Annotated in this window: 25 protein-coding genes; 17 read left to right on the forward strand and 8 right to left on the reverse strand. The window is 61.2% G+C overall.

Going from position 1 to position 24,422, the window contains the following annotated elements:
- The first annotated feature begins 2 nt into the window (after positions 1–2).
- The gene (gene pdxT, locus QP891_RS04470) at positions 3–617 is read left to right on the forward strand and encodes a pyridoxal 5'-phosphate synthase glutaminase subunit PdxT (protein WP_284770127.1); all 615 of its coding nucleotides are present in this window, start codon (positions 3–5) and stop codon (positions 615–617) included.
- On the opposite strand, the gene QP891_RS04475 is transcribed toward pdxT, so the two are convergent.
- The 5 genes from QP891_RS04475 to QP891_RS04495 all read right to left on the reverse strand — a co-directional run bounded on the left by QP891_RS04475 (position 614) and on the right by QP891_RS04495 (position 7,994).
- The gene (locus tag QP891_RS04475) at positions 614–2,683 is read right to left on the reverse strand and encodes a M3 family metallopeptidase (RefSeq protein WP_284770126.1); all 2,070 of its coding nucleotides are present in this window, start codon (positions 2,681–2,683) and stop codon (positions 614–616) included. The two genes, pdxT and QP891_RS04475, sit on opposite strands and share 4 nt — an antisense overlap.
- Before the next feature lie 55 nt (positions 2,684–2,738).
- The gene (locus QP891_RS04480; RefSeq protein ID WP_284770125.1) at positions 2,739–4,163 is read right to left on the reverse strand and encodes a PepSY-associated TM helix domain-containing protein; all 1,425 of its coding nucleotides are present in this window, start codon (positions 4,161–4,163) and stop codon (positions 2,739–2,741) included.
- Positions 4,164–4,361: 198 nt separating this feature from the next.
- The gene (locus tag QP891_RS04485) at positions 4,362–5,024 is read right to left on the reverse strand and encodes a hypothetical protein (protein WP_284770124.1); all 663 of its coding nucleotides are present in this window, start codon (positions 5,022–5,024) and stop codon (positions 4,362–4,364) included.
- A gap of 64 nt (positions 5,025–5,088) precedes the next feature.
- Positions 5,089–5,766, reverse strand: coding sequence for an 8-oxoguanine DNA glycosylase OGG fold protein (locus QP891_RS04490; RefSeq protein WP_284770123.1), 678 nt, complete (start codon positions 5,764–5,766; stop codon positions 5,089–5,091).
- Positions 5,767–5,780: 14 nt separating this feature from the next.
- The gene (locus tag QP891_RS04495) at positions 5,781–7,994 is read right to left on the reverse strand and encodes an NADP-dependent isocitrate dehydrogenase (RefSeq protein WP_284770122.1); all 2,214 of its coding nucleotides are present in this window, start codon (positions 7,992–7,994) and stop codon (positions 5,781–5,783) included.
- Positions 7,995–8,185: 191 nt separating this feature from the next.
- On the opposite strand from QP891_RS04495, the gene QP891_RS04500 reads away from it, so the two are divergent.
- The 12 genes from QP891_RS04500 to QP891_RS04555 all read left to right on the forward strand — a co-directional run bounded on the left by QP891_RS04500 (position 8,186) and on the right by QP891_RS04555 (position 17,899).
- Complete coding sequence (locus tag QP891_RS04500) at positions 8,186–9,439, forward strand: MFS transporter (protein WP_284770121.1); 1,254 nt, start codon at positions 8,186–8,188, stop codon at positions 9,437–9,439.
- A gap of 35 nt (positions 9,440–9,474) precedes the next feature.
- Positions 9,475–10,368, forward strand: a complete 894-nt coding sequence (locus QP891_RS04505; RefSeq protein ID WP_284770120.1) for an exodeoxyribonuclease III — start codon at positions 9,475–9,477, stop codon at positions 10,366–10,368.
- Complete coding sequence (locus QP891_RS04510) at positions 10,368–11,315, forward strand: trimeric intracellular cation channel family protein (RefSeq protein ID WP_284770119.1); 948 nt, start codon at positions 10,368–10,370, stop codon at positions 11,313–11,315. The genes QP891_RS04505 and QP891_RS04510 overlap by 1 nt, the downstream gene beginning before the upstream one ends.
- Positions 11,316–11,365: 50 nt before the next feature.
- Positions 11,366–11,557: a hypothetical protein gene (locus tag QP891_RS04515; protein WP_023025362.1), complete on the forward strand. Its 192-nt coding sequence runs from the start codon at positions 11,366–11,368 to the stop codon at positions 11,555–11,557.
- A 15-nt stretch (positions 11,558–11,572) separates the two neighbouring features.
- A complete protein-coding gene (locus QP891_RS04520) occupies positions 11,573–12,052 on the forward strand; it encodes a DinB family protein (protein ID WP_284770118.1) in 480 nt (159 codons plus the stop codon).
- 11 nt (positions 12,053–12,063) lie between these two features.
- Positions 12,064–13,095 (forward strand): tryptophan--tRNA ligase, encoded by a 1,032-nt coding sequence (gene trpS, locus QP891_RS04525; protein ID WP_284770117.1) that lies wholly within the window; start codon positions 12,064–12,066, stop codon positions 13,093–13,095.
- A 94-nt stretch (positions 13,096–13,189) separates the two neighbouring features.
- Positions 13,190–14,269, forward strand: coding sequence for a YhjD/YihY/BrkB family envelope integrity protein (locus QP891_RS04530; RefSeq protein WP_284770116.1), 1,080 nt, complete (start codon positions 13,190–13,192; stop codon positions 14,267–14,269).
- A 55-nt stretch (positions 14,270–14,324) separates the two neighbouring features.
- Positions 14,325–14,861 carry a hypothetical protein gene (locus tag QP891_RS04535; RefSeq protein WP_284770115.1) on the forward strand — a complete coding sequence of 179 codons (537 nt, stop codon included), beginning with the start codon at positions 14,325–14,327 and terminating at the stop codon, positions 14,859–14,861.
- Positions 14,830–15,228 (forward strand): RDD family protein, encoded by a 399-nt coding sequence (locus QP891_RS04540; protein ID WP_284770114.1) that lies wholly within the window; start codon positions 14,830–14,832, stop codon positions 15,226–15,228. Before QP891_RS04535 ends, QP891_RS04540 begins: the two co-directional genes overlap by 32 nt.
- A gap of 37 nt (positions 15,229–15,265) precedes the next feature.
- Positions 15,266–16,186 (forward strand): amidohydrolase family protein, encoded by a 921-nt coding sequence (locus tag QP891_RS04545; protein ID WP_284770113.1) that lies wholly within the window; start codon positions 15,266–15,268, stop codon positions 16,184–16,186.
- Positions 16,187–16,217: 31 nt separating this feature from the next.
- Positions 16,218–16,895 (forward strand): type 1 glutamine amidotransferase domain-containing protein, encoded by a 678-nt coding sequence (locus tag QP891_RS04550; RefSeq protein ID WP_284770112.1) that lies wholly within the window; start codon positions 16,218–16,220, stop codon positions 16,893–16,895.
- A 179-nt stretch (positions 16,896–17,074) separates the two neighbouring features.
- On the forward strand, positions 17,075–17,899 hold the full coding sequence (locus QP891_RS04555) for an alpha/beta hydrolase fold domain-containing protein (RefSeq protein ID WP_284770111.1): 825 nt from the start codon (positions 17,075–17,077) through the stop codon (positions 17,897–17,899).
- 159 nt (positions 17,900–18,058) lie between these two features.
- Here the strand turns inward: QP891_RS04555 and QP891_RS04560 are convergent, their stop codons facing one another.
- The 3 genes from QP891_RS04560 to QP891_RS04570 are packed head-to-tail and all read right to left on the reverse strand — an operon-like array spanning position 18,059 to position 20,539.
- On the reverse strand, positions 18,059–19,297 hold the full coding sequence (locus QP891_RS04560) for a SatS C-terminal domain-containing protein (protein WP_284770110.1): 1,239 nt from the start codon (positions 19,295–19,297) through the stop codon (positions 18,059–18,061).
- A 54-nt stretch (positions 19,298–19,351) separates the two neighbouring features.
- Positions 19,352–20,260 (reverse strand): C40 family peptidase, encoded by a 909-nt coding sequence (locus QP891_RS04565; RefSeq protein ID WP_284770109.1) that lies wholly within the window; start codon positions 20,258–20,260, stop codon positions 19,352–19,354.
- Positions 20,261–20,539, reverse strand: coding sequence for a chemotaxis protein (locus tag QP891_RS04570; RefSeq protein WP_284770108.1), 279 nt, complete (start codon positions 20,537–20,539; stop codon positions 20,261–20,263).
- A gap of 57 nt (positions 20,540–20,596) precedes the next feature.
- On the opposite strand from QP891_RS04570, the gene upp reads away from it, so the two are divergent.
- The 4 genes from upp (at position 20,597) to QP891_RS04590 (ending at position 24,418) form a co-directional block, all read left to right on the forward strand.
- Complete coding sequence (gene upp / locus QP891_RS04575; RefSeq protein WP_284816971.1) at positions 20,597–21,232, forward strand: uracil phosphoribosyltransferase; 636 nt, start codon at positions 20,597–20,599, stop codon at positions 21,230–21,232.
- Positions 21,233–21,288: 56 nt separating this feature from the next.
- Positions 21,289–21,651 carry a helix-turn-helix domain-containing protein gene (locus QP891_RS04580; RefSeq protein WP_005281543.1) on the forward strand — a complete coding sequence of 121 codons (363 nt, stop codon included), beginning with the start codon at positions 21,289–21,291 and terminating at the stop codon, positions 21,649–21,651.
- 78 nt (positions 21,652–21,729) lie between these two features.
- The gene (locus QP891_RS04585) at positions 21,730–22,920 is read left to right on the forward strand and encodes a M20 family metallopeptidase (RefSeq protein ID WP_284770198.1); all 1,191 of its coding nucleotides are present in this window, start codon (positions 21,730–21,732) and stop codon (positions 22,918–22,920) included.
- Positions 22,921–22,990: 70 nt separating this feature from the next.
- On the forward strand, positions 22,991–24,418 hold the full coding sequence (locus QP891_RS04590; RefSeq protein ID WP_005281545.1) for an NAD(P)H-quinone dehydrogenase: 1,428 nt from the start codon (positions 22,991–22,993) through the stop codon (positions 24,416–24,418).
- Positions 24,419–24,422: the final 4 nt, after the last annotated feature.

Raw genomic sequence — 24,422 nt, forward strand, 5'->3', positions numbered from 1 at the left:
GCGTGGCACACCCAGAAGAAGCAAGCGCTACGATCGGGGTGCTCGCGCTGCAGGGAGGCGTGGAAGAGCACCTGCGCGTCCTTGACGGCTTGGGGGCGGGGACGCGCCGGGTGCGCGTGCCGCGCGACCTTGAAGGCCTGGATGGGCTGGTGATTCCGGGCGGGGAGTCGAGTGTCATCGACAAGCTCGCCCGCACCTTCGGCGTGGCCGACCCGCTGCGCGAGGCCGCGGCCGCAGGCCTTCCCGTGCTCGCTACCTGCGCCGGGTTGATTTATTGCGCCCGCGAGCTGGATAACCCCTCGCCAGGCCAGCAGACACTGGGGCTGCTCGATATCACCGTGCGGCGCAATGCCTTTGGCAACCAGCGCTTTTCCGCCGAGCGCACCGTGCCGGTCGTGGTCGGGGAAGAAACTCTGCCCATCGAGGCGAGCTTCATCCGCGCCCCGCTGGTCACCCGCGTCGGTGAAGGCGTGGAGGTCATCGCGACCGTGCCGCACGACGGCGCGGAGGAAGCGGTCGTGGGCGTGCGCCACGGCGCCGTCACCGCTTTGAGCTTTCACCCGGAAGAAAACGATGAGGCGCGCGTGCACGCCGCCTGGCTGGCCAGTATCCGCTAGGCGCCGGATAGGCCGCGGCGCTTGAGCAGCGGAGCGACGTCCTTATCGCGCCCGCGGAAGTCGCGGTAGGCCGCGCCGAAATCGCGGGAGGCGCCGCGGGAGAGGATGAGGTCCCGGAACTTTTGTCCTGCGGCGCGTAGATCGCTTTGCTCCTTGAACCACTCGAAGCCATCGGCATCGAGCGCCTCGGCCCACAGGTAGGAGTAGTAGCCCGCGGAGTAGCCGCCAGCGAAGAGGTGGTTGAAGTACGTCGATCGGTAACGCGGGGCGATGTGCGGGTTATCCAGCCCCACCGCGCGCAGGGCCTCCTCCTCGAATGCGTCCACGGCCTCCGGGGTGGCCTCAAGTGCCGCGGCGTCCTTGGCGCTGAGCGAATGCCACGCCAAATCGATAATGGAGGCCGCCAAGTACTCCGAGGTGGCAAAGCCCTGGCCAAATTCGGAGGCGGCGGTCACGGCATCGAGCAGCTCATCGGGAATCGGCTCGCCGGTGTCGACGTGGCGCGCATACTGCTTGACCAGTTGCTTATCCAGCGCCCAGTTCTCATTGATCTGCGAGGGGAATTCCACCCAGTCGCGCGGGACGTTGGTGCCGGCGAAGGTGGGGTAGTGGACATCGGAAAGCAGCCCGTGCAAGGCGTGGCCGAATTCGTGGAAGAGGGTGTGTACCTCGTCCAGGCTCAGCAGGGGCTGGGAACCATCGGCGGGCTTGGTAATGCCCAGCACGTTGACGATGACCGGCTTGCGCTCCAGCAGGCCTGATTGGCCCACAAACTGGCTCATCCACGCGCCACCGCGCTTGGTGGGGCGGCCGAAATAGTCTGTGAGCAGCAGGCCAATTCCCTTGTCTCCGTGCTCGACGTTATCTCCGTGTTCGCCCTTATCTTCGTGTTCGACACTCTTGTCGAACACCTCCCAGACGCGCACGCCCTCGGCATAGCCCTCCAGGTCCTCGCGCGGGATAACGGTAATGCCGTACAGGCACTCGGCGGCGGCGAATACGCCCTGGGTGAGGACCTTGTCCAGGGGGAAGTACTGGCGCAACTCCTCTTCGTCGAGCGAGAAGTCGCGGGCGCGGACCTTGGATTCCCAGTAGGGCCAGTCCGCGGCGTGGAAGTCTTGCTCGTTGAGCGTGGCTTCCTCGGCTAATAGCTTGTGCTCGCCGGCGGCATTGGCCGCGGCCGCGGGGGCGAGGTCTGCGAGCATGTCGCGCGCGGCGTCGGCGCTGCCAGCGGTTTCTTCCGCGATGACGTAATCGGCGTGGGAAGCATAGCCCAGCAGCTCGGCGCGTTCGGCGCGCAGCTGGACGGCCTCGATAAGCCCTGGAATGTTGTTTTCGGAGCCTCTGCTTGCCGATGCCGCATAGAGCTTCTTCCGCGCCCCCTCCCTAGCCAGGCGGGACTGCTCCGATTGCACGGTGGGCAGCTCGAGCGGGATGACGTAGCCTTCGCGGCCTAGGGCCTTGGCATCCGCCTTGGCCGAGGCGATGCGCTCCGGCGGCAGGCCCTCGAGCTCTTCCTCCGTGAACTCGACGGCGTGCTCGCGCGTGGAGGCCATGAGATTGCGGCCGAATTCCTCCGATAGGGCGGACAGGCGCTGGTTGATATCGGATAGGCGGGCCTTGCCGGCGGCATCGAGATCCGCTCCTTGGCGTGCGAACGTGCGCAGAAGGTGCTCGTGCAGGCGCGCGCCCTCCTCATCGCCGGCGGGTGGGGTGGCGTCCTTGATGCGCTGGTAGAGTTTTTCGTCCTGGTACATCGCGTCGTAGTGGGCGGACAGGCGCGGATAGATATCGGCGGCGATCTCTTCCATCTCATCGGTGACGTCCGTGTCAGAAAGGTTGCCAAAGACCGCCATGACGCGGTCGAGGTCTTGGCCGGAACGCTCGAGGGTTTCCACGGTATTTTCCCACGTGGGCGCGGCGGGATTTTCAGTAATGGCGGAGAGCTCGGCATCGTGGCGCGCGAGCGCTTCGTCGAAAGCGGGGCGGTAGTGCTCGACTTTAATCTCCGCAAACGGCGGGAGTTGGTAGGGTAACGATGAAGGGTGGAGTAATGGATTAGTCATAAATGACCAATGTACCCATTAACTCCACCATCTGTGATGGCTTTCATTAAGAAGGCTAGCTCACCGTTACTAGCTCCGCGTCTTCATCCTGCTCCTTCTGCGGCGGCGTGGCCTTTCGCTTTCCGGTATTCATCAAGATGATATCTAGTACGAGGAATGCGGCAAGGGTAATGCCCAAAAGCGGCATAAATACACCGACAGTTGCGGCAAAGAGAGCGCCCAGGCCGGTGGTGGCCCAGGAGAAGTGCCGCTTGGAGCCAGGTGCAAATTGCGGCCGGCGCTTCCACCACATGTAGTAGCCCAGAACAACCATGGCGGCGATGGCGAGGCCAAGGGTAAAAAGGGCGATCTGCAGCGGCAGGCCAAACATGATGCCCATGTGCAGGTAGATGCCCCAGCTGCTGAGCTTGCTAAATAGCGGCAGCTCGGAGAAGGGCAGGCGGTCGATGACCTCGCCGGTGGAACCGTCGACGGATACCTCATCAGAGGTGTAGCGCCACTCGACCCAGCGCTCGCTCACCTTCCACCCCGAGTCGGTGTCCTCCGGGGCGTACAAGCGCAGCGGGCTGGTTAGGCCTTCCGCGCGGCCGGTGGCGTAGACGCGCTCTGCCTGCTCGGCGATGACCTCCGGCTCCGGAGCCTCGCCCGCAGCTTCCGCATCCCCACCGTGAGCGCCGTGGGCACCGTGGCCTTCGTGCCCGGCGTGGGCATCGTGTGTGGCATCGGCGGAGGAATCGGTGGTGAGCGCGGTTTCTACCGGCGTAGCCTTCCAGTTCATTTTCTCCACCACGGAATTGACGTTCCCGCCGGCCAGTTGGGACCAGGTGATGCCGGTAGCTGACAAGCCAATGAGCCCGATGAAAATCCATGCGCCCATCGTGGAGTGCAGGCGGGTGGCCTTCCAGCGCTTGGAGCGCTGCGGCTGGTTCTTTAGCGGCGCGGCCGCCTTCTTGGGCCGGCGGCGAATCCACCACATGTAGAGCCCGCCGCAGGCCAGGACCCACAGCCAGGAGGCGGCTAGCTCGGAATAGAGCTCGCCCGGCTGGCCCAGGTGGAAGCTTTCATGCAGCGAGGAGATCCAGCGGCGCAGCGGCATTTCACCCAGGCCAGAATAAGTGAGGTAGTCACCGATGACCTCGCCATCGGCCGGATTAATAAAGACGGTGCGCTGCAGGCTCTCGTCGATGCCCGGATCCGCCACCAGCACGCGCGTAGAGTCCGTCGCCGATTCCGCCGGCCATACCTGGGAGACCGGCATATCCGGGTGTTCCTTTTGGGCGGCGCTGATTTGGTCCTCCAGGCTTACCGGGTTATTAACTTCCTCGACGGTCATGACGTCGCGGTAAGCAAACTTTTCCAGGGTCGGCGCCAGTGCATAGAGGCAGCCGGTCAATGCCGCGATAAGGATGAAGGGGCCGACGAACATTCCGCCGTAGAAGTGTATGCGTTGGATGAAGGAACGCAGAGCCGTCCGACTCATAAAGTAGTTCTCTTTCGTGCTTAGTGGTCAGTTGCATGGACGCTGATATCAACTGCACTAATAGTCGGAACTTAGGCAACCCTGGTTCCCGGAGAGCGAAAATTTTTTCAGTCGTGTGAAAGGGATGTGAAAACTAGACAGTGAAGAAGCTTTTACTTCTTCAGGTCATCGATGAACGGGGGTGAGCAATGGCTTTCATTATGAGAGCTCGAGGTGGAAACTAGTGAAACCGCCTTGGCCATCGGGAGTACCGGTGGCGGTGATGGTGCGGTCGGTGGGGATACCGGAGATATCGAGAAGCAGCGTGAGCGAGGACATAACGTGGTGCTCGCTGCTTTCAATATTCGTACACTCGATGCGTGCTAGGGTGATGTCGCCCTCGCCGAGCTGGAGTTTCTCTCGGAGGACATCGGGCTGTGATTCCAACAGGTCGAGCAGGCGCGGCTCGGCTTCCTCTACGACGCTGCAGGGTTCGATGAGGAAGAGTTCGTCGAACAGGTTGGGAAAGGCTATCTCCGTGTCGTGGGCGGGAATGAGAGCTCCTGTCACATTGCTCAGGCGGTAGGAGGCGGGTGCAGAGTGTTGGTGACCGTTCCACAGCAATGTGAGGTCGATGAGACCGGCGTCGCCATGCTTGACGACGGCCCTCGGGCACTCTGGCCTGTCAGGGCACTCAGGGGAAACGGGGAGGAAAACGACGGTGTCAAGCCGCAGGGCCGTGCGGCGAGCTGCCGCGAAGTAGTTATCCCATGATTGACTCTCGCGGCGCAGGGGCACGAAGGGAAGCTCCGGCCATAATTGAACTGAATGCCCGATTTGGCGAATCATTGCATGCGCGAGATGGGGGTCCGCAGAACTCACGATGAAGACGCTGCCGGGAGTCAGCGGAGGAAAGAACTCCCGCATCTCAGGAAACGGGTACATGTCAGCTCCGCGTGGTGAAGAGGAGATACTCGATGGCATCGGAGGGCAGATCGGGGCGCCACTGCTCGAGCACAGAGTGCACAGTGGCCAGGTAGAGCTCGTACTCCGTAGTGCGCCACCCGCTGTGGATGGTCCAGCCCATAGCGTTCGCGACGAAGCGATCCAGGATTAGTGGGGTAACCTCGCCTGGCTGTGGTGGATGGGTGAAGTACAGCAGTTTAGTGAAATACGCGGGCCCCAGTCCGGGGACGCGTCTTCCGCGGCCTGAGTCGCTGTTATTGAAATACCGGTACGCGGCCACGGGGTCGGAGGGCATTCCGGCGACAGCATCGAGGAGCTTGTTGGTGTTGGAGGGGATGGTCAGCGGAGTCATAGCGCGGTAGCGCATCAGCCCGTTGGTGCCCGTTCCCCAAGCGGCCAGGGTAGCGAAGAAGGCGAGTATATCCGCAGATGAATCGAGGTTGCCGGCCGCAGCAAACACCTGGCCGCGGGTGAGTGTGCCGCGGGGCGAGTCAGTGTTGAACACCGTCGGCAGAGGCCCGAGATGCGGGTGCTGAGACCACCCCTCGCGCCACGCAGCGGCGTCAATGGTGACCTGGTGGCTGAGGACGTCGGCGTAGGAAAACGACGACGCCGCGCGCTCCACTACGGAGAGGATACGCGCGGCGGTCGGAAACATGATGGTAGAAAGAACTACTTCTTCAGGCCATCGATGATCTCGTTGAACTGTGCGACAGGCCGCATGACAGAGGAGGTCTTCTCGTCGTTGGGCCAGTAGTAGCCGCCGAGGTCGGCGGGATCACCCTGGGCATCGATAAGAGCCTGGGAAATCTCATCGGCCTTGCCGGAAAGCTCGGAGGCAACGTCCTTGAAGGCGGCCGCGAGATCGGCATCCTCGGTCTGGTTAGCCAGCTCCTCGGCCCAGAAGGTAGCCAGGAAGAAGTGGGAACCGCGGTTGTCGTTCTCGCCCGCCTTGCGGGATGGGGACTTGCCCTCGTTCAGCAGGCGCTCGGTGGCCTTGTCCAGGGTGGTGGCCAGCACGCCGGCCTTTTCGTTGCCGTTGGTCTGGTTCTCGTGGCGGAAGGACTCGGCCAGCGCCAAGAACTCACCGAGGGAGTCCCAGCGCAGGTGGTTTTCTTCCTGTACCTGCTGGACGTGCTTCGGGGCGGAGCCGCCGGCACCGGTCTCGAAGAGGCCGCCGCCTGCCATCAGCGGAACCACGGACAGCATCTTTGCGGAGGTACCCAGCTCGAGGATAGGGAAGAGGTCCGTGTTGTAGTCACGCAGCACGTTACCGGTCACGGAGATGGTGTCCTCGCCGCGGCGGATGCGCTCGATGGAGGTCTTGGTAGCGGTGACCGGATCCTGGATCTCGATGTCCAAGCCCTCGGTGTCGTGGTCCTTGAGGTACTTTTCCACCAGGGACTGGATATTGCGGTCGTGGCCGCGCTCCGGGTCGAGCCAGAAGATGGTCTTCATACCGGACAGGCGCGCGCGGTTGACGGCGAGCTTAACCCAGTCCTGGATCGGCTCGTCCTTGGTCTGGCAGGCGCGCCAGATATCGCCGGCCTCGACGTCGTGCTCGATGAGCACCTCGCCCTTGGAGTTGCGGACCTCAACGGTGCCGGCTGCGGGCACCTTGAAGGTCTTGTTGTGGGAGCCGTACTCCTCGGCCTTCTTAGCCATCAGGCCGACGTTTGGCACGGTACCCATGGTGGTGGGGTCAAAGGCGCCGTTTTCCTTGCAGTCTTCGATGACGGCCTGGTACACGCCGGCGTAGGAGGAGTCCGGGATAACGGCGAGGGTGTCTTGCTCCTCGTCGTTCTTGTTCCACATGTGGCCGGAGGTGCGGATCATGGCCGGCATGGAGGCGTCAATGATGACATCGGAAGGCACGTGCAGGTTGGTGATGCCCTTGTGGGAGTTGACCATGGCGAGATCGGGGCCATCGGCAAGCGCGGATTCGAAGGCTGCCTTGATTTCCTCGCCATTGTCGAGCTTGTCCAAGCCTTCCAGGATGGAGCCCAAGCCGTTTTCGCCGTTGAGGCCGGCGGAGATGAGCTCGTCGCCGTACTTATCAAAGACATCGGCGAAGTAGGTGCGCACGACGTGGCCGAAGAGGATGGGGTCAGAGACCTTCATCATGGTGGCCTTCAGGTGGGTGGAGAAGAGCACGCCCTCTTCCTTGGCGCGCTTGACCTGCTGCAGCAGGAACTCATCGAGGGCCTTGGCGGACATGAAGGTGCCGTCGATGACCTCGTCCTTAAGAACCGGCAGCTCCGGCAGCAGGGTCTGCTCGCCGTCAGCGGTCTTCAGCACGATGGACAGGGTATCTTCCTCGGGGATGATGACGGACTTCTCGTTGTGACGGAAGTCGTTATCGTCCATGGTGGCGACGTTGGTCTTGGAATCCTTGGACCACTCGCCCATGCGGTGCGGGTGCTTCTTAACAAAGTTCTTTACGGCCTCCGGCGCGCGGCGGTCGGAGTTACCCTCACGCAGGACGGGGTTAACAGCGGAGCCCTTGACGGAATCGTAGCGGGCCGCGATGTCCTTTTCCTCGTCGGTGGACGGGTTATCCGGGTAATCAGGCAGGTCGTAGCCGGCGGCCTGCAGCTCAGCGATGGCCTTCTTCAGCTGCACCAGGGAAGCCGAAATATTCGGCAGCTTGATGATATTAGCCTCTGGGGTCTTGGCCATCTTGCCCAGCTCAGCCAGGGCGTCTTCCACCTTCTGGTCCTCGGTGAGGCGCTCTGGGAACTGCGCGGCGATGCGGGCAGCCAGGGAAATATCGCGGGTTTCTACGTCAATGCCCGCGGTGGAAGCGAAGGCCTCCACGATGGGCTTGAGGGAGTAGGTCGCCAGAAGCGGCGCCTCATCGGTACGGGTCCACGTAATCTTAGCCATGATTCTCCTATTAAATGTGGGAAAATTTCTTCAGGTGACCAGATTACCGATTTTGTCCGCTCCATGTGGAGCGCTCGGTACATTCTGGGGCTGGGTGGCATCGGTCACGGGGCCATGCGCTGGGTAAATCTCTTCACCTGTCCACGCCCTGAACATGCTTTATGCGCAGGTGGGGTGTATCGTCGCCCCTCGTGAAAATTATCGATCAGTTGAGCCCGCGCAGCGCCCATGAACATCGCATTCACCGTCGGCCTTTGCCCCGCCAGACGGAGATTTCTACTGCGCGCCGCACCATCGTCATGGTGGCGATGGCCCTTGGCGCGTTTGCTATCGGTACCACCGAGTTCGTCTCGATGGGCCTGCTGCCGCTGATCGCGGAGGACTTCGGGGTTTCTGAAGATACCGCCTCCACGCTGATTACCACTTACGCCCTCGGCGTGGTGGTCGGCGCGCCCCTGATTGCGGCGTTTACCGGCAAGCTCCCGCGCCGCCGCCTCATTCTCTTGCTCATCGGCTTTTTGGTGGTGGGCAACCTGCTCTCGGTCCTCGCGCCGAATTACTGGGTGCTCATGGTGGCTCGATTCATCGCCGGCATGCCCCACGGAGCGTACTTCTCCGTGGCTAACCTGTCCGCGGCGTCGATGGCCCCTCCCGGCGGGCGCGGCAAGGCCATGGCTTTTGTGGGCATGGGGCTTGCCATCGCCACGGTTATCGGCGTGCCCGCGGCACAGGCCCTGGGTTCCGCGCTGGGGTGGCACGCGGCATACCTAGTGGTTGTGGTCATCGGTCTTATTACCGCCGTGGCCCTGTTCTTCCTCATGCCGCACATGACGGAGATGAAACAGACCGATATCCGCACCGAGTTCGATGCCTTTAAAAACAGCCAGGTGTGGCTCACCGTCATCATGGGCGTGGTGGGTTTCGGCGGCATGTTCTCCGTCTACACCTATATCTCCTGGACCATGACCGAGGTCGCTGGCCTGAGCGATAGCCTGATTTGGGTCGTGCTCATGGCCTACGGCATTGGCATGACGATAGGCAATGCCTTTGGCGGCTGGTTGGCGGACCGCAACCTTGAATTCGGGATCATTTTCGCCCTGGCCAGCCTGATCATCATTCTTACGGCCTTCTATTTCCTTTCCGGCCACGCCATCCCGGCCACCATTTGCTTTGGCATGGTGGCGTTTATGGGCTCCACGCTGGTTCCCTCCCTGCAGCTCCGCCTGGTCCACGTGGCGGGCGATGCCCAGACCTTATCCGCCGCACTCAACCAGTCCGCGCTCAATATCGCGAATGCAGCCGGTGCGACCATCGGCGGCATCGTCGTCGGCGCGGGTCTGGGCTATTCCGCCCCGGCGCTGGCGGGCGCCGGTTTGGCGGCCGCGGGTTGCGTTGTGTGGGCGATAACAATGTGGGATAAAAAACGCCTTGCAGGCCGCAGCTAGAAGTACCACCGCACACGCCTATATTCTGGAGCACCATGAGCCTTACCATCGCTAGCGTCAACGTCAATGGAATCCGCGCCGCGTGCAAGCAGCGCAACGAAAACAACCCCGGCATGAATGCCTGGTTGGAACAAACCCCGGCCGATATCGTGCTGATGCAAGAGGTACGCGCCACCCCGGATCAAGCCAGAAAGGCCCTGGCACCCGCCCTGGAAGCAGGCTGGCACTTGGAGCTTGCCGATGCCGCCGCCAAGGGCCGCGCCGGAGTAGGCATCCTCTCTCGCACGCCGCTTGCCGATGTCGAAATCGGCTTCGGCTCCTTTACCGATGCCGGCCGCTGGATTGCCGCTACCACCCGCGATATCCGCGTGGCCTCGCTGTATCTGCCTTCCGGCGATACCGATTCGCCGAAGCTGGATGAAAAGTACCGCTTCTTGGATGAATTCGATTCCGTGCTGGCAGAAAACGCCGATAAGGACATGGTCATCGGCGGCGACTGGAATATCTGCCACCGGGCCCAAGACTTGAAGAATAATAAGGCCAACGAAAAGAAGGCTGGCCACCTGCCAGAAGAGCGCGCCTTTATGGACCATGTTTTCGGCAGCTTCCCGGATGAGGCGCCACAGGAGAAAAAGAACCTGGGCGAGTGGCTCGGCGTCGTGGACTACGCGGGCACCACCCCGTGGGAGCCGGCCACCGCGCCGCAGTGGTTCGACGTGGCGCGCCGCCTCCAGCCAGAAGCCGACGGCCCGTATACCTGGTGGACCTATCGCGGCCAGGCCTTCAATAACGATGCGGGCTGGCGCATTGACTACCAGGCCGCAACCCAGCCGCTGCTCGATCGCGCGCAGCGTACCTGGGTGGATAAGGCCCCGACCGTGGAGCAGCGCTGGTCCGATCACTCGCCGCTGCTGGTGGAATACGCTTGATGTCGCCGCTATTTAGCGTCCTGTACGTCATCGGCATTACCGCCGAGTCCATGACGGCTGCGCTATCGGCCGGCCGGCAAAAGCTCGATCTCTTCGGCGTGACGATGATCGCCTCCATCACGGCGCTAGGCGGTGGCACCGTCCGCGATATCGTGCTGGCGGATCCGCCGCTGACCTGGGTGGAACACCCCATCTATCTGGTCATCGTCATCGCCGCCGCCATCGTCACGGTGGGGATGTCCTTCCTCATGCACTATTTCCGCCACCTCTTCCTCATCCTCGATGCCTTGGGGCTGGCGGTCTTTTCCGTGCTGGGCACCCAGATTGCCGCGCACTTGGGCTATGGCTTCATCATCGCCTCTGTATCAGCGGTTATCTCCGGCGTCTTCGGCGGCGTGCTGCGCGATCTGCTCTCAGACCGCATTCCGCTGGTATTCTCCGGAGAGTTTTATGCGGCCATCTCGATCCTTGCGGCCGGGCTCTACATGATCCTCTTGCGCGCCGGGCTATCGGAGGAACCCACGGCGATTATTACTGCCTTGGTCTGCTTTGCCGCGCGCCTTGCGGCCATCTACTTCAAGACGGGCCTGCCCGTCTTTGAATACCGCGATGGTGAGCAGCAGATGGATCCGCGCCTGCGGCTATCGGCGCGCATCGTGCGCGATGGCGCCCGTCGTGCCAAGCGGAAGGCGGGCGCAGCCACCCGCTACGCCAGCCCCATCACCCGGCCGCTGGGCCGCAGCAAGCGCACCGCAAGCGATTTTTCCTCCCCGCTAAGCCTCGAAGAGTTAAATAGCAACCGGATTGCACGGCCGACTGTTCACTCATCGATTACCCGCCCCAGTGGCAAGCACTCGCCTGGGGCGAGGGGAGTGGATGTGCAGCAGCAATGGACCTTCAACAAGGAGGATGTGGGCAGGCAAAGGACCCCCAAGCACAAGCAGTAGTGCTAGTATTAACACGTTAAAAATTTCGAAATCTGCAACGGAGAAAGTTCATGGCTCGCGCAATTATTCCTTTTGTCCTTGGCGCCGTAATCCTCGCCCTGAGCATCTGGTGGTGGACTGCTGTCGGACCGTCCTTCGCCTTCCTTGGCCCCATCGTCCTCATGGGCGTCGGCGGTGCCTTCATGGTGACCGGTTTCGCCATTTTCATGGACATCGTCAGCCCCACCTCCCGCAAGGTCTAAGGGCACGGTCTGGCGATGAAAGCTATCGATCTACTCACAGACATGGCGCAGCGCCCGCTCGATGCGCTCGCCGCATTGCCGGAGTTGAGCAACGAGACCGCCAATGCGCACTTTGGTGATCACCCGAACTCGATCACGTGGCTGCTATGGCACACCGGCCGCATGGCAGACCTGCAGCTTGCGCAGCTGACTGGGGAAGAAGAGCTGTGGCAGCGCTACGACCTCGACCTGCCGGATGCCATGGGCTATGGCCAATCGGCGGAGGAAGCGCGTGCGGTAACCACGCAGGACATCGGCAAGCTCCGCAGCTATACCCAGGAAGCATTGGAGCAGGTCAAGGCGTATGTCGCCTCGCTGGAGGATGACAACCTCGATGACGTGATCGATACCTCGTGGACGCCGCACGTTACCCGAGGTGTCCGGCTGGTCTCGATTTTTGATGACGCCGCGCAGCATCTTGGGGCGGCCAATCAGCAAGCAAAAATGACGGAGTAACATTACCTGACATGACTGATTCCACTGCATCTAATTCCGCATCCCGCGTACTTTCCGGCATTCAGCCCACCGCTGATTCCTATCACTTGGGAAATTACTTGGGAGCGCTGAAGCAGTGGATCGACCTGCAGGAAGGCTACGATGCCTTTTACTTCATCCCGGATCTGCACGCGATTACCGTGGAGCAGAATCCGGAGGAGCTGCGCAACCGCACCATGGCGGGGGCTGCACAGCTCATCGCGCTGGGCATTGACCCGGAGAAATCCACCCTCTTCGTCCAGTCCCACGTGCCCGCCCATGCGGAGCTGACCTGGGTATTCCAGTGCCTGACCGGCTTCGGCGAGGCCTCCCGCATGACGCAGTTCAAAGATAAATCCGCCAAGCGCGGCGCCGATCGCACCTCGGTGGGCCTTTTTACCTACCCCATCCTGATGGCGGCCGATATCCTGCTGTACTCGCCGGATTACGTGCCGGTGGGCGAGGATCAACGCCAGCACTTGGAGCTCACCCGCAATCTGGCAGAGCGCTTCAATAACAAGTACGGCGAGACTTTCCACGTGCCGGAACCATTCATTCCGGAGGGCGCGGCGAAGATCTATGACCTGCAGGACCCGACGTCCAAGATGTCTAAGTCCGGCCCAAACCCCAAGGGCTTGGTCAACCTGCTCGATGCCCCGAAAACCTCTGCCAAGCGCATCAAGTCCGCCGTCACCGATGACCTGGGCACAGTCGCCTTCGACCGGGAAAACCAGCCGGGCGTATCGAACTTGCTGGTCATCCAGTCCGCGCTGACTGGTGAGTCCGTCGACTCCTTGGTGGAAAAGTACGCCGGCCAAGGCTACGGTCACCTGAAAGTGGATACCGCGGAGGCGCTCGAGGCCTTCACCACGCCGCTCAAGCAGCGCTATGACGAGCTCATGGCGGATCGCGGCGAGCTGGAGCGCATCTTGGAGCGCGGCGCCCAGACCGCACAGGAAGTAGCGCAGCCGCTTGTCGATGCCGTCTATGAAAAAGTCGGCTTCCTTCCTCGCCCGCGCAGGTAGTAGGTACCCCTTAACCCACCCCACCGAGGGACAACTGGGTGTTTGCCAGCTACGCTATACGGGATAAACGCTGTGCGAACAAGAAGGGAAGCACGTGTCCACCACCACGCAATCCTCCTCTAAGAAGACGGACCACTACGGCATCGAGCGCGCGAACGCCGATGACCCGGGAGCGATAGATAAAGTCCGGCGCAAGTCGCCCTTTGTTGACCACCTCATGCGCATGCAGGAGCGCTATGCCGCAGAGGGTGGCAACCAGTTCTCCGCTGGCATTACCTATTACTCGGTCCTGTCCATCTTCCCGTTGGCGATGCTGCTGGTGGCCACCATCGCCGCAGTCCTTGCTAACCGCGAAGACCTGCTCAATGATCTTCAGTCCTATATCACGGACTCCATTGACGGGAATCTCAGCGAATCGGTCAATGAGATCTTGGATACGGCCATCGACCAGCGCGGTGCCATGTTCGGTATTGGTGGTTTGACCACCCTGTGGTCCGGACTGGGGTGGATGAATCACCTGCGCATCGGCATTTCTGCCATGTGGGGCATCGATGCCAATGACGGCGGCTCGTTCCTGAAAAAGAAGTTCTCGGACCTTCTGGGGCTTATCGGCCTGATCATCGCCTTTGTCGTCGCCTTCGGTGTGACCGCTGCTGGTTCCTCCGGCCTGACGCAAAAGGTGTTTGACCTCTTAGGCATCGAATCCTTCCCGGGCATGGGCTATGTCTTCTTCTTCAGTGGCTTGTTGCTGGGCCTTATCGCCAACTTCATCGTCATGTGGTGGCTGATTATGATCCTGCCGCGCACGAAGGTGCCTAAGAAGTCCGGCTTTACCGGCGCCGCCATCGGTGCGGTGGCGTTCGAGGCCATCAAGCAGCTGTCCACAGTGATCATGTCCTCTGCCACCGGCAGTCCGGCCGGCGCGGTCTTTGGTCCGGTCATCGTCCTGATGATCGTCATGTACTTGGTGTGGCGCGTGGTGCTTTATATTTCCGTATGGACTGCGACGACCGCAGAATCCCTGAAGTACGCGCACCCGCCGGTTCCAGAACCTGCCGTTATTCGCGTGCGCAACGAGGTACGTGAGGGCGCACCAGCAGGTGCGGTCTTCGGCGTGGGCGCGGCGCTGGGCGCTGCGGCCGTGGGTGTGGCGAAGCTTTTCCGCCGGAAATAAAAATCCTCCCTACGGGTGAGGATTGCCGCGCTCTTTACCTTTAAGATAGGACACTATGAACGCCGATGATATTGCCCCAGACTTCTACGAAAAGTGGGACCTCGACCGCAGTGGTGGCGAGGATGAGCTTTCCGTTTTATTGGAAGCAAAAGATATCAAGCTCGGGCAGCAAGGATATAACTCCGATGAGCCGCGGCGCGTACAGCTACGCATAGCGGCCAGCATCTTGGGCTCGGCGAAAAAGAGGGCCGAATATGATGAAGCATTGCGCACCGGCCTTCGCCCGACGTGGGGCGAGCTCGGCACGCTGAGTTCGGTGGGGCAGTGGTCTCCGGCACCGCGCTCGCAGAAAAGCTTCCACGATCAACCGCAGGGTGGTCCGGAGCAGGCGCCGGGTTTTGCCCAGCCCAGCCCATATAGCTCCCCGTACGCGCAAAACCCATTTGGTCAGCACGCATCATCGCAGCAGCAGCAGCAGATGTCGCCGTCGTTCGCTGCCCCGCCGGTGCCCTTCCAACAACAGGCACAGGAACGGCCTTCGCAAAAGCACGCGCATTGGCATGGGCATCTTGGATTTCTTCTTGGCCGGTAGCATCAGCAGTGCGTTTGGCGCGGGTGTTGACGAGCTCGTGGATGTAGACGCCCTGTCCTTTGTCGTTTTCTGCATCGTCATGGTGGTCTACGTTCTGGGCAGCGAAGTTTGGTTGGGAGCTAGCCCGGCAAAGATTCTTGCCGGCTATACCGTGCGGGATGTGGATACGAAGGAAAAGCTCAGCCTCAGCCAGTCCGCCAAGCGCCAGTGGTGGCGCCTAATTAACCTGATTCCTGGTATCGGGCAATTGGTGGGCTTGGTGGGCGCGGTGGTGCACGCGACCACCATTAATGAGGAAAACAACCTGCGCGGCTCGCACGACGATCTCGCAAACGCAGAAGTGGTAAAGAGGAAACCGCGCAAGTAGAACGCGGGCATGGCGCAACTTCGGGCAGATACCTACGATGGTGCGCATGCACGATGCACCATTAATTAGCCCCGAAAATAAGGATTCCGCCGAGAGCGTGGTGGAACAACTTCCTAAGGTATCCCTGTGTGAGCCGGTCCGCTCGCAGGCCAGCACCGCAGAAGAATTGAACGCGGATATGCGCGAGCAGTGTGCCCAGCTTGCCGATGACCACGTGGTCTACGCCGAGCTGCAGCTCAACCCCGCGGCTTATTCTTTCGATACCTCTGCAGTCGTACGCGAGGTGGCCGCGGAACGCTTCGGCGATCTCGAGGTACGTTTTGTCCTCGAGGCGGCAGAGCCGGCGGCTAACTCTGAGGACTCTGCGGGCATTGCTGGCTACACCCTGCCGGAGGGGAGTGCTGCCGCCGCGGCGGAGTTCCGCACGAAGTACCTGCCTACCCAGATCGCGGTGGGTGAGGATTTCGCCGCCACCGAAAGCGCCGCCCAGGCCGGCGTGAACCGCTTGCTGCGACCGGTGAATATGATTGATGATTTCACCGCCGATGTCGATGGAATCCGCCCGGGCAAGGCTTCCGGATGGATCCGCGACCGACACATTCCATTGGTATTCTCGCCCTTGGATGACGTTGAGGAGCTGACGGATCATCCGCTGCCCCTGTTGCAGCAGCTTGGTTTTACCTGCTCGGTCTCCTCCGGCGATTCCACGCTGAGCAGGCAATTTCTCGCTTTGAGCGAGACCTTTGGGTACGGCTTGGAGGAGTTTTTCGATCTCACCGTGAAGGCGATTGAAAATATTTTCGGCACGGAGGAGACAAGGCAGCGTATCCTTGAGACCGTTGTCCTTCCGGCCTACGAGGACCTCTCCGATCCGGAACTTGCCGGCCCCGATACTGAGGAGTCGCTCCAAGATTCCGGGTTCTCAATGAACCTGAATGACAACGCTTCCGAAGAGTAATAGAGAGTTAATCTACATAAAGGAGGAAGACATGCCTTCCGCACTATTCGTTGTTACCGCCGCTGATAAGTGGACGCTTGCTGATGGCAGCGCCCGCCCTACCGGTTACTGGGCCGAGGAGCTCATCGCTCCGCACCGCGTTTTTAAGAACGCTGGTTGGGATATCGACTTTGCTACGCCGAACGCAAAGGCCCCAGTGGTAGACGAGTACAGCCTCGAGGTATTGTCTGAGGGCGACCGCGCCGAGCAGGAGAATTACCTCGCAGAAATCGGTCCAGACCTGGAAGACCCACTGAACTTGGCTGATGTTAAGGAAGCTGACTACGACCTCGTCTTTTACCCCGGCGGCCACGGCCCGATGGAGGACTTGGCTTATGACCAGGACTCCGCCAAGCTGCTGCAGGAGCGCATCGAATCCGGTCGCGCTCTGTCCCTAGTCTGCCACGCACCGGCCGCATTGCTCGCACTGGACAATGATGACTGGCCGCTCAAGGGCTACACCATGACCGGCTTTACCAACGCCGAAGAGGGCGAGGAGACCATCGCCGCTGCCAAGTGGGTTGTTGAGACCCGCCTGCGCGAACTCGGTGCTGATTTCAAGCAGACCGATCCGATGCAGCCTTATGTTGAGGTTGACCGCAACCTGTACACCGGTCAGAACCCGGCATCGTCTGAGCCTTTGGCACAGCGCATCCTGCGCGACTTTTAATGCGGGCGCTGAAAGCTCTCGCTGCAGGCAGCGCGGTAGTAGGGGCGTCGGCGTATATAAAGAGTCGTCGTCCTTATCTGCGCAGCGTTGCACCTGAGCTTCGCAGCCCATTACTGTACCTGCCGCTGCACTTGCTCTCGGGTGATCGATTCGCTCGAACGAGCAGGCTATTTGCCAATATGGACGTGGCACGTCCGAAGTGGCGCCCGGTGGACATCGAAGAGCTATCTTGTTCTTTTGAAGACCAAGCATTCCGTGCCCGCGTTATTACTCCACGCGGAGATGGAACGCCAGCCGAGCCACGTCCCGTGGTGATGTGGATTCACGGCGGAGGTCACCTGCTCGGTGGCCCGGCGATGCATGATCCCCAAACTTCGCTCATCGCATCGGAGTTGGGGGCCATTGTCATTGCACCGCGCTATCACAAATCCACGCAGGAACCTTTTCCTGCGGATCTGGAAGAGTGTTATGCCGCTTTGCGCTGGATGCAGGAAAACGGTGAGCTTTTAGGCGCGGATACTTCGCGCATTGCGGTCGCTGGCGATAGCGCCGGCGGCGGCTTGGCCGCAGGCCTTGCCCAGCGCACGGTGGATGAAGACCGTCCCATTCGAGCGCTTGGACTGGTCTATCCAATGCTTGATCACCGCACCATTGCTAAAGAGGGTGCGGTGGGGCAGTTTATTTGTCCGCCGAACTTAAATCGCGGCGCCTGGGATATGTACTTAGGAAAGGACCATTTAGAAACCCCGCTGCCACCGTATGCATCGCCGGCGGCGCGTTCGGATCACTCGGGGATGCCGCCCACGTGGATCGGCGTGGGAGACATCGATCTTTTTCATGATGAATCCGTGGCCTTTACTACCGCACTGCAGGACGCCGGAGTCGAGACCACACTTGATGTGTATGCAGGTGCCTATCACGGCTTCGATCAGGTACGCCCGCGCGCGCCCCAATCGCGCAGAATGCTGGGAGATCTTATCGAGCACCTCGGCTCCCACCTCTAGCCGCACTTGATGCGGAATGAGGTGTAGGTGAAAATGCAGCAACCGCCCCAGTCCACGCTCCACTGTGAGGAGTGGTTGGACTGGGGCGGTCTTCTGTTAGCAGCGGCTCCCGGCAGCTGAGGTAGCTAGAGCCGGTAGTTCGCAGGGCAGAGTAAAAACTTAAAAGCGGGAAAAACGCTTAATTAGCATGTTCTCAAGACCCTTCCAGGACTCCGCATGCTCGTTATACGGCTTCGACGGCACGTAGCCTGCGTGCTCGGTGGAACCGAGCATGTAGCCGAGGTAGTCCTGCAAGCGTGGGTTGGCCAGCATATAGGAGTTAATGGAATCGTCCCCGGCCCAGTCCGCGGCATCGGCGCAGACCTCGTAGCAGCGGGCTAGTTGGTCGGAGTCGACCGCTTCCGGTCCCTTTTCAATATCGCGAACGATGCCATTAAAGGAATACTGGTTATCCGGGTGGACCTGGATTTCGAGTTCACCGGCATTGGCGGCGGTGACAACGTCCTCCCAGGTGGATACGCGCGCCAAGTCGTGGTCATCATTATCGATGAGCCACCGCACCAGCGTCTTGGAGGAATCGAAGGTAAAGATTTCGCCCCACTTGCCTAAGAAGATGGGCTTGTCGTCCACGTAGGTGCGCAGCGTGTAGACGGACTTGGACTGTGCGGTGATTTTAATCGGGTCGATTCCGGCGGCGGCCCAAGAGGACTCGTCATAAGGGTCGGCGGCTTCTGCCGCGGCCTTACGCTTTTCTTCGGCTTCTTTGGCGGCAGCCTCGGCGGCGCTCGCGGCCTCGGAGATGCGGGTTTCGGCATCGGAGATAGCGGCGGCGTCGAATTCATCGCTAGGAACGGCGCGGACGCTTTTATCCAAATCCGCGATGACCTTCTTCCAATTAGTCAAGATGACCCGTCCGACGCCGGTCCACTCATTGAGTCCCTGGTCGCCGGAGTAGTGATCGGCGCCGCGGGAGACGTTGCGCAGGATGGAGTGGGTGGCGAAGAAGATGGTGGTTTGTTCGGCAGCGGCGACATCGGCAAGGGCAGATGCCACCTCGAGGTTGCGCGCCACGGTTACGACATTGGCGTGGCTGGGGCGGCCAGCGAGGGCTTCCGGCATGCCAATGAGATCGTATTCATCGCGCTTGGCTGGGGTAACGCGGTGCGCTGGGCGGGCGGCAAATTGTTCCCACTGCGGGTGATCTAGCAGGTCATGCTTGGCATCGGACTCCAGGTAGCACAGCAGCTCAGCGGGGGAGTCAAAGACCAAGACGGAGTCATCGTCGCCCAAAAAGGCTTGCCATTCGGAGCCGCCTTCGCGCCACTTGGGCGCCCAGAGGGTATAAAAATCGCCCTCAGTCAGGGAGAGCTTAATAGGCACAATCGCACGGGTACTCATGGCCTTTTAGTCTACCCAACGCCCCAGCTGCCGCACGGAATTGGCGGGCGCTTGTCAGGCAGTCGGCCGCCAAAAGCCCTTAAATTGCATGCCCATATTATTCGTCCGCAGCGGGTTAGTCTGCACGGGGTCGCCGGCTTCCACGATCTCGCCATTGCCGGAATACATCGCCACATGGCCATCCCAAACCACCAGATCGCCGGGCTGGAGCTGATCGGCGCTGACCTGCTTGCCGATGGCCTGTTGGTCCGCCGTGCGCGGAATATCCACCCCTGCCTGGGAATAGGCCCATTGTGTAAGCCCCGAGCAGTCAAAGCCGCCGTTGCCTGTTCCGCCCCAGGTATAAGGTTGGCCCAATTGGCTCTTGGCCGCGGCAACGGCCGCCCGGCCTGCGCCCGATCCGGCTTCGGTACTCGCCGGCGGGTTCGGTGTGGGAGCAGCGGCCAGTTCTGCTGGAGGGGCCACGGCCGTGTGTGTCGCCGCGGCAGCCATGGCTTGCTGGGGCTGGCCCACGGCGGATTCCACCGGGCGCTGGGAGATAGGCAACAGGGCCGCAGCGGCATTGGTGAGCTCGTTTTTCAGGCGGTTAACCCGGGCCATCGCCAAGCCAATATGCTCATCTATCACGGCGCGAAGTGAGGCAAGTGCTGCGGCGCGAGAGGCGGGGTCGAGGGAGATAAATCCCATCGCGATGGGCGCAGCGGCGCGGATGAGCTGCGTGCCGATGCCGAAGATATCGCCGGCGGCCGCCGCGATAAGGCTGCGCGCCTGGCCAAGTACGGCGGAGACGGTCTCGTTATCGCCGGTGAGGAGATCCGCGGCGGCGATAAGTTGGGAGGCGTCACCGTGCGCGATATCCGCAAGTGGCGGTACGGCGGTGATATCTGGGACGCGGGGAAGCTGGACATCGGGAAGCGGCGAGGGCTGCAGCGCGGCAATATTCTTAATGGCAGTAGCAAGCACTTAAATCGCCGCCCCGAGTAAGTCGCGCAACGCCGCATCGGAGTCTTCCGCCTCGCGCGACATCTGGAAGGAAGACTGCGCAATATGGCCCATATCGCGGCGCAGCATGGTCATCCGCGCCCCAATATTGTCTAAGGCAGCATGGACGGCCTCATTGAACCCGGTAAAGGCCGGATCTTCGGGCAATGCCGGGTGGGGCGGGTTGTCTCCTTGCGCGTTTGAATGCAGGTCACGGGCTAAATGGCGGGCGTGGGCGGTATCGATCTGAAATGGTCTCATGCCCTATTGGACTGGCCAATGGCCCAAGTGGTTCCCAAAAAGTTTAAAGTAGTGGGCATGGATATCCACGTCGTAGACCACCCGCTTGCCGCTTCCCGCCTGACCCTGATGCGCGATGCGCGCAGCGATAACTCTGCTTTTCGCGCCGCGCTCAATGACTTGGGAACCATGCTCGTATATGAAGCCTCCCGCGAATTGGCGGTAGAAAACTTCGATTGCGAAACCCCGGTTGCCACAGCACAAGGCACCCGCCTGCAGGATCCGCCTATCATCGTGCCCATTATTCGCGCCGGGCTCGGCATGGTGGATCCCGCCCTGTCGATGATTCCTGATGCTCAGGTTGGCTTCATTGGTATGGCGCGCGATGAAGAAACCCACGAACCCGTGCCGTACTTGGAGGCGCTGCCGCAAGACCTGACTGGGCGCACCGTCTTCGTCGTTGATCCCATGCTGGCCACCGGCGGTTCCTTGTTGCACGCGTTGCGCCTCCTGGCCGCCCGCGGCGCTACCGATATCACCGCTATCTGCATGGTCTCGGCGCAAAATGGCGTGGATGCGCTGGAGGAATCGGGCCTTCCCGTCCGCCTCGTCACCGCCGCCATTGCCCCCGAGCTCAATGCGGATGCCTATATCGTGCCGGGGCTTGGCGATGCTGGCGATCGCCTCTACGGGCCGCGCAATATCGATCTTTAAGCTAGTATTTCTCCCTGAAAGCCCGAAGGTGGCTTTCAAAAAGGGGGAAAAAGATCGTGAGTTTTATTCAACTAATGTGGTCGAGCTACGGCTACGGATTTTCGCAACAACTGCGCCGCGTGCGCGAGCGGCGCGGGGTATCCCAGCAAGTGCTCGCGGATATTTCGGGGGTATCGCGCAGCCAGATTTCCAACCTGGAACGCAATGAAAATGGCCTACACACCATGGCGGACCCGCAATTATCCACGGTGTACAAGCTGGCGTTGGCTTTAGAAATCCCGCCGGCGGTCCTCTTGCCAGCCGGCGGGGACGTGGTGGAGGGCCACTTAGCGGATTCCGCCGTGCTCGGGGTAGAAGATGTCGCGCCCTTTCCACAGGACTACATCAACCAGCGGCGCTTTAGTAATGCGCGGGGCTAACCACCCTGACTTACTGAACCGCATGGTCTAGTTGTAGACTGCCTCCAAGAGATAGTCCAGCAACAGGGAGGCGTGCGCGTGATCTCGGAGTTTATTAACGAGTGGTTCGATGCTCACCGTGCGGAGGTCATCGCGTGGCGGCGCCATATCCACCGCAATCCGGAAACGGCGAACCAAGAGGTGGAAACCACCAATTACATCGCGAATATCCTTGCGGATTACGGGCTTGAGCCGCAGCGTTTCCCGCACACTGGTCTCATGGTGGATATCGGCCCAGACACGGAGCTTGGCCGCCTGGCCTTCCGCGCCGATATCGATGCCCTGCCCATCACGGAGGTAACAGGGCTGGAGTTTACTTCTGAGAAGCCCGGGACCATGCACGCGTGCGGCCACGACGTACATACCACCGTGGCGCTCGGTTTGGCCTGCGCGCTGGCGGATTTTCAGCGGGTTAATGAGCTAAAGCTGGGCGTTCGCGTCATCTTCCAGCCGGCGGAAGAAGTGTGGGTCGGCGGGGCCACCGACGTTATTTCTTGGGGTGCGTTAGAAGGCGTGCATTCCATCTTCGCCATCCACGCCGAGCCGAAGCTGCGCGTGGGGCGCATTGGCATCCGCGCCGGGGCCATAACCTCCGCAACGGACGTGGTGGAGCTCAAGATTAAAGGCCCGGGCGGGCATACCTCGCGCCCGCACCTTTCCGCGGATGTGGTCTATGCGCTGGGCAAGGTTATTACAGAGCTGCCGGCGCTGCTGTCGCGCCGCGTTGACCCGCGCACCGGCACGGTATTGGTCTTTGGCCAGGTCAATTCTGGCTACGCCCCCAACGCTATTCCGGAAACCGGCATGCTGACCGGCACGATGCGCACCGCCGATATCACCATCTGGCGCCAGATGCAGGAACTTTTCGCGGAGTTAGTGGATCAGATCCTCGCGCCGGTGGGGGTAGAACATGAATTGTCTTATAACCGCGGCGTGCCGCCGGTGCTTAACGATGACGTGGCTACCGCCATGCTCGCTTCTGCCGTACAGTCCATCGACCCGCAAGCCGTGGTTCAGGCCCCGCAGTCTTCCGGCGGGGAGGACTTTTCCTGGTATTTGGAAAAGGTGCCCGGTTCCATGGCGCGCCTTGGTTGCTGGTCCGGTGAGGGGGAGCAGCACGATCTGCACATGGGCGATCTCATCGTGGATGAGCGGGCGATTGGTGTGGGCATTAAGCTTTTCGGGGCCGTCGTCGAGCAATTTATGGGGGAGAATGCGCAGGCGGACTAACGCGCTGGGGTTACCTACGGGTTAGACTCGTAGGCGACTTTAAAAGTGGAGCCTATAAAGGAGCAATTGCGTGTTGAACCAGACCAAGCGAATTGTCATCATCGGCGGTGGCCCGGCGGGCTACGAGGCAGCGCTGGCTGGCGCCAAGTACGGCGCGGAAATCACCATCATCGAAGACCAAGGCATGGGCGGCAATAGCGTGGTCTTGGACTGTGTTCCCTCCAAGTCTTTTATTGCCGGCGCTAATATTAAAACGGACTTGCGCCGCGCGGATGACATGGAGCTGAACGAGGGCATCGGCAAGGCGCAGCTTTCCATCAGCGCGCTGAACCAGCGCGTGCAGGACTTGGCGGCTAAGCAATCCGGTGATATCCGCAATACCATGGATTCCCTGGGTGCCCGCGTTATCGATGGCCGCGCGCACTTCCCGGAGGATCAGCAGGCCGATGCGTTTGGTGGGCACAAGGTCACCGCGGTTTTCAATGAGGACGGCCACGAGGAGACGCTGGATGCAGACCTCGTTTTGGTGGCTACCGGCGCCACCCCGCGTATTTTGCCCGGCGCCCAGCCGGATGGCGAGCGCATCCTGACCTGGCAGCAAGTTTATAACCTCACCGAGCTGCCGGAGCACCTGATTGTGGTGGGTTCCGGTGTCACCGGTGCGGAGTTCGTATCCGCCTTTGCCGAGCTGGGTGTCAAGGTCACGATGGTGGCCTCGCGCGACCGCATTTTGCCGCACGATGATGCCGATGCCGCCGACGTCCTCGAAACCGTGCTGAGCGAGCGCGGCGTGGAGCTGGAAAAGAACTGCCGCGTGGAAACCGTTAACCGCACCGAGGACGGCAACGTGCTGGTCACCACGCAGGATGGCCGCGAGATCCACGGCTCGCACGTCATTATGTCCATTGGTTCCGTCCCGAATACCAAGGATTTGAAGCTGGAAAATGTGGGCGTGGAGACCGCGAAGTCTGGGCACATCCAGGTAGACCGCGTCTCGCGCACCAATATTGCCGGCATCTACGCCGCCGGTGACTGCTCCGATCTCTTCCCTCTTGCCTCCGTGGCCGCAATGCAGGGCCGTGTGGCGATGTACCACGCGCTCGGTGAAGGCGTCTCGCCGCTGCGCCTGAAGACCGTGGCTAACGCGGTCTTTACCCGCCCGGAGATCGCCGCGGTCGGCTTTACCCAGGCCGAAATCGAGGCCGGTGAGGTCGCCGCCCGCGCCATTACCATGCCGCTGAATACCAACCCTCGTGCGAAGATGCGCTCGCTGCAGCACGGTTTTGTCAAGCTGTTCTGCCGCGCTACCTCCGGCCGCGTGATCGGTGGCGTCATCGTCGCGCCGACCGCCTCCGAGCTCATCCTGCCCATTGCAATGGCGGTGACCAACCAGCTCACGGTGAACCAGTTGGCAGATTCTTTCGCGGTCTACCCATCGCTGTCCGGCACCATCACCGAGGCCGCCCGCCGCTTGGTGGCCCACGATGACTTGGAGTAAACCT

It is taken from the genome of Corynebacterium sp. MSK310 (assembly GCF_030227355.1).
GTDB classification, from domain to species: Bacteria; Actinomycetota; Actinomycetes; order Mycobacteriales; family Mycobacteriaceae; genus Corynebacterium; species Corynebacterium rhinophilum.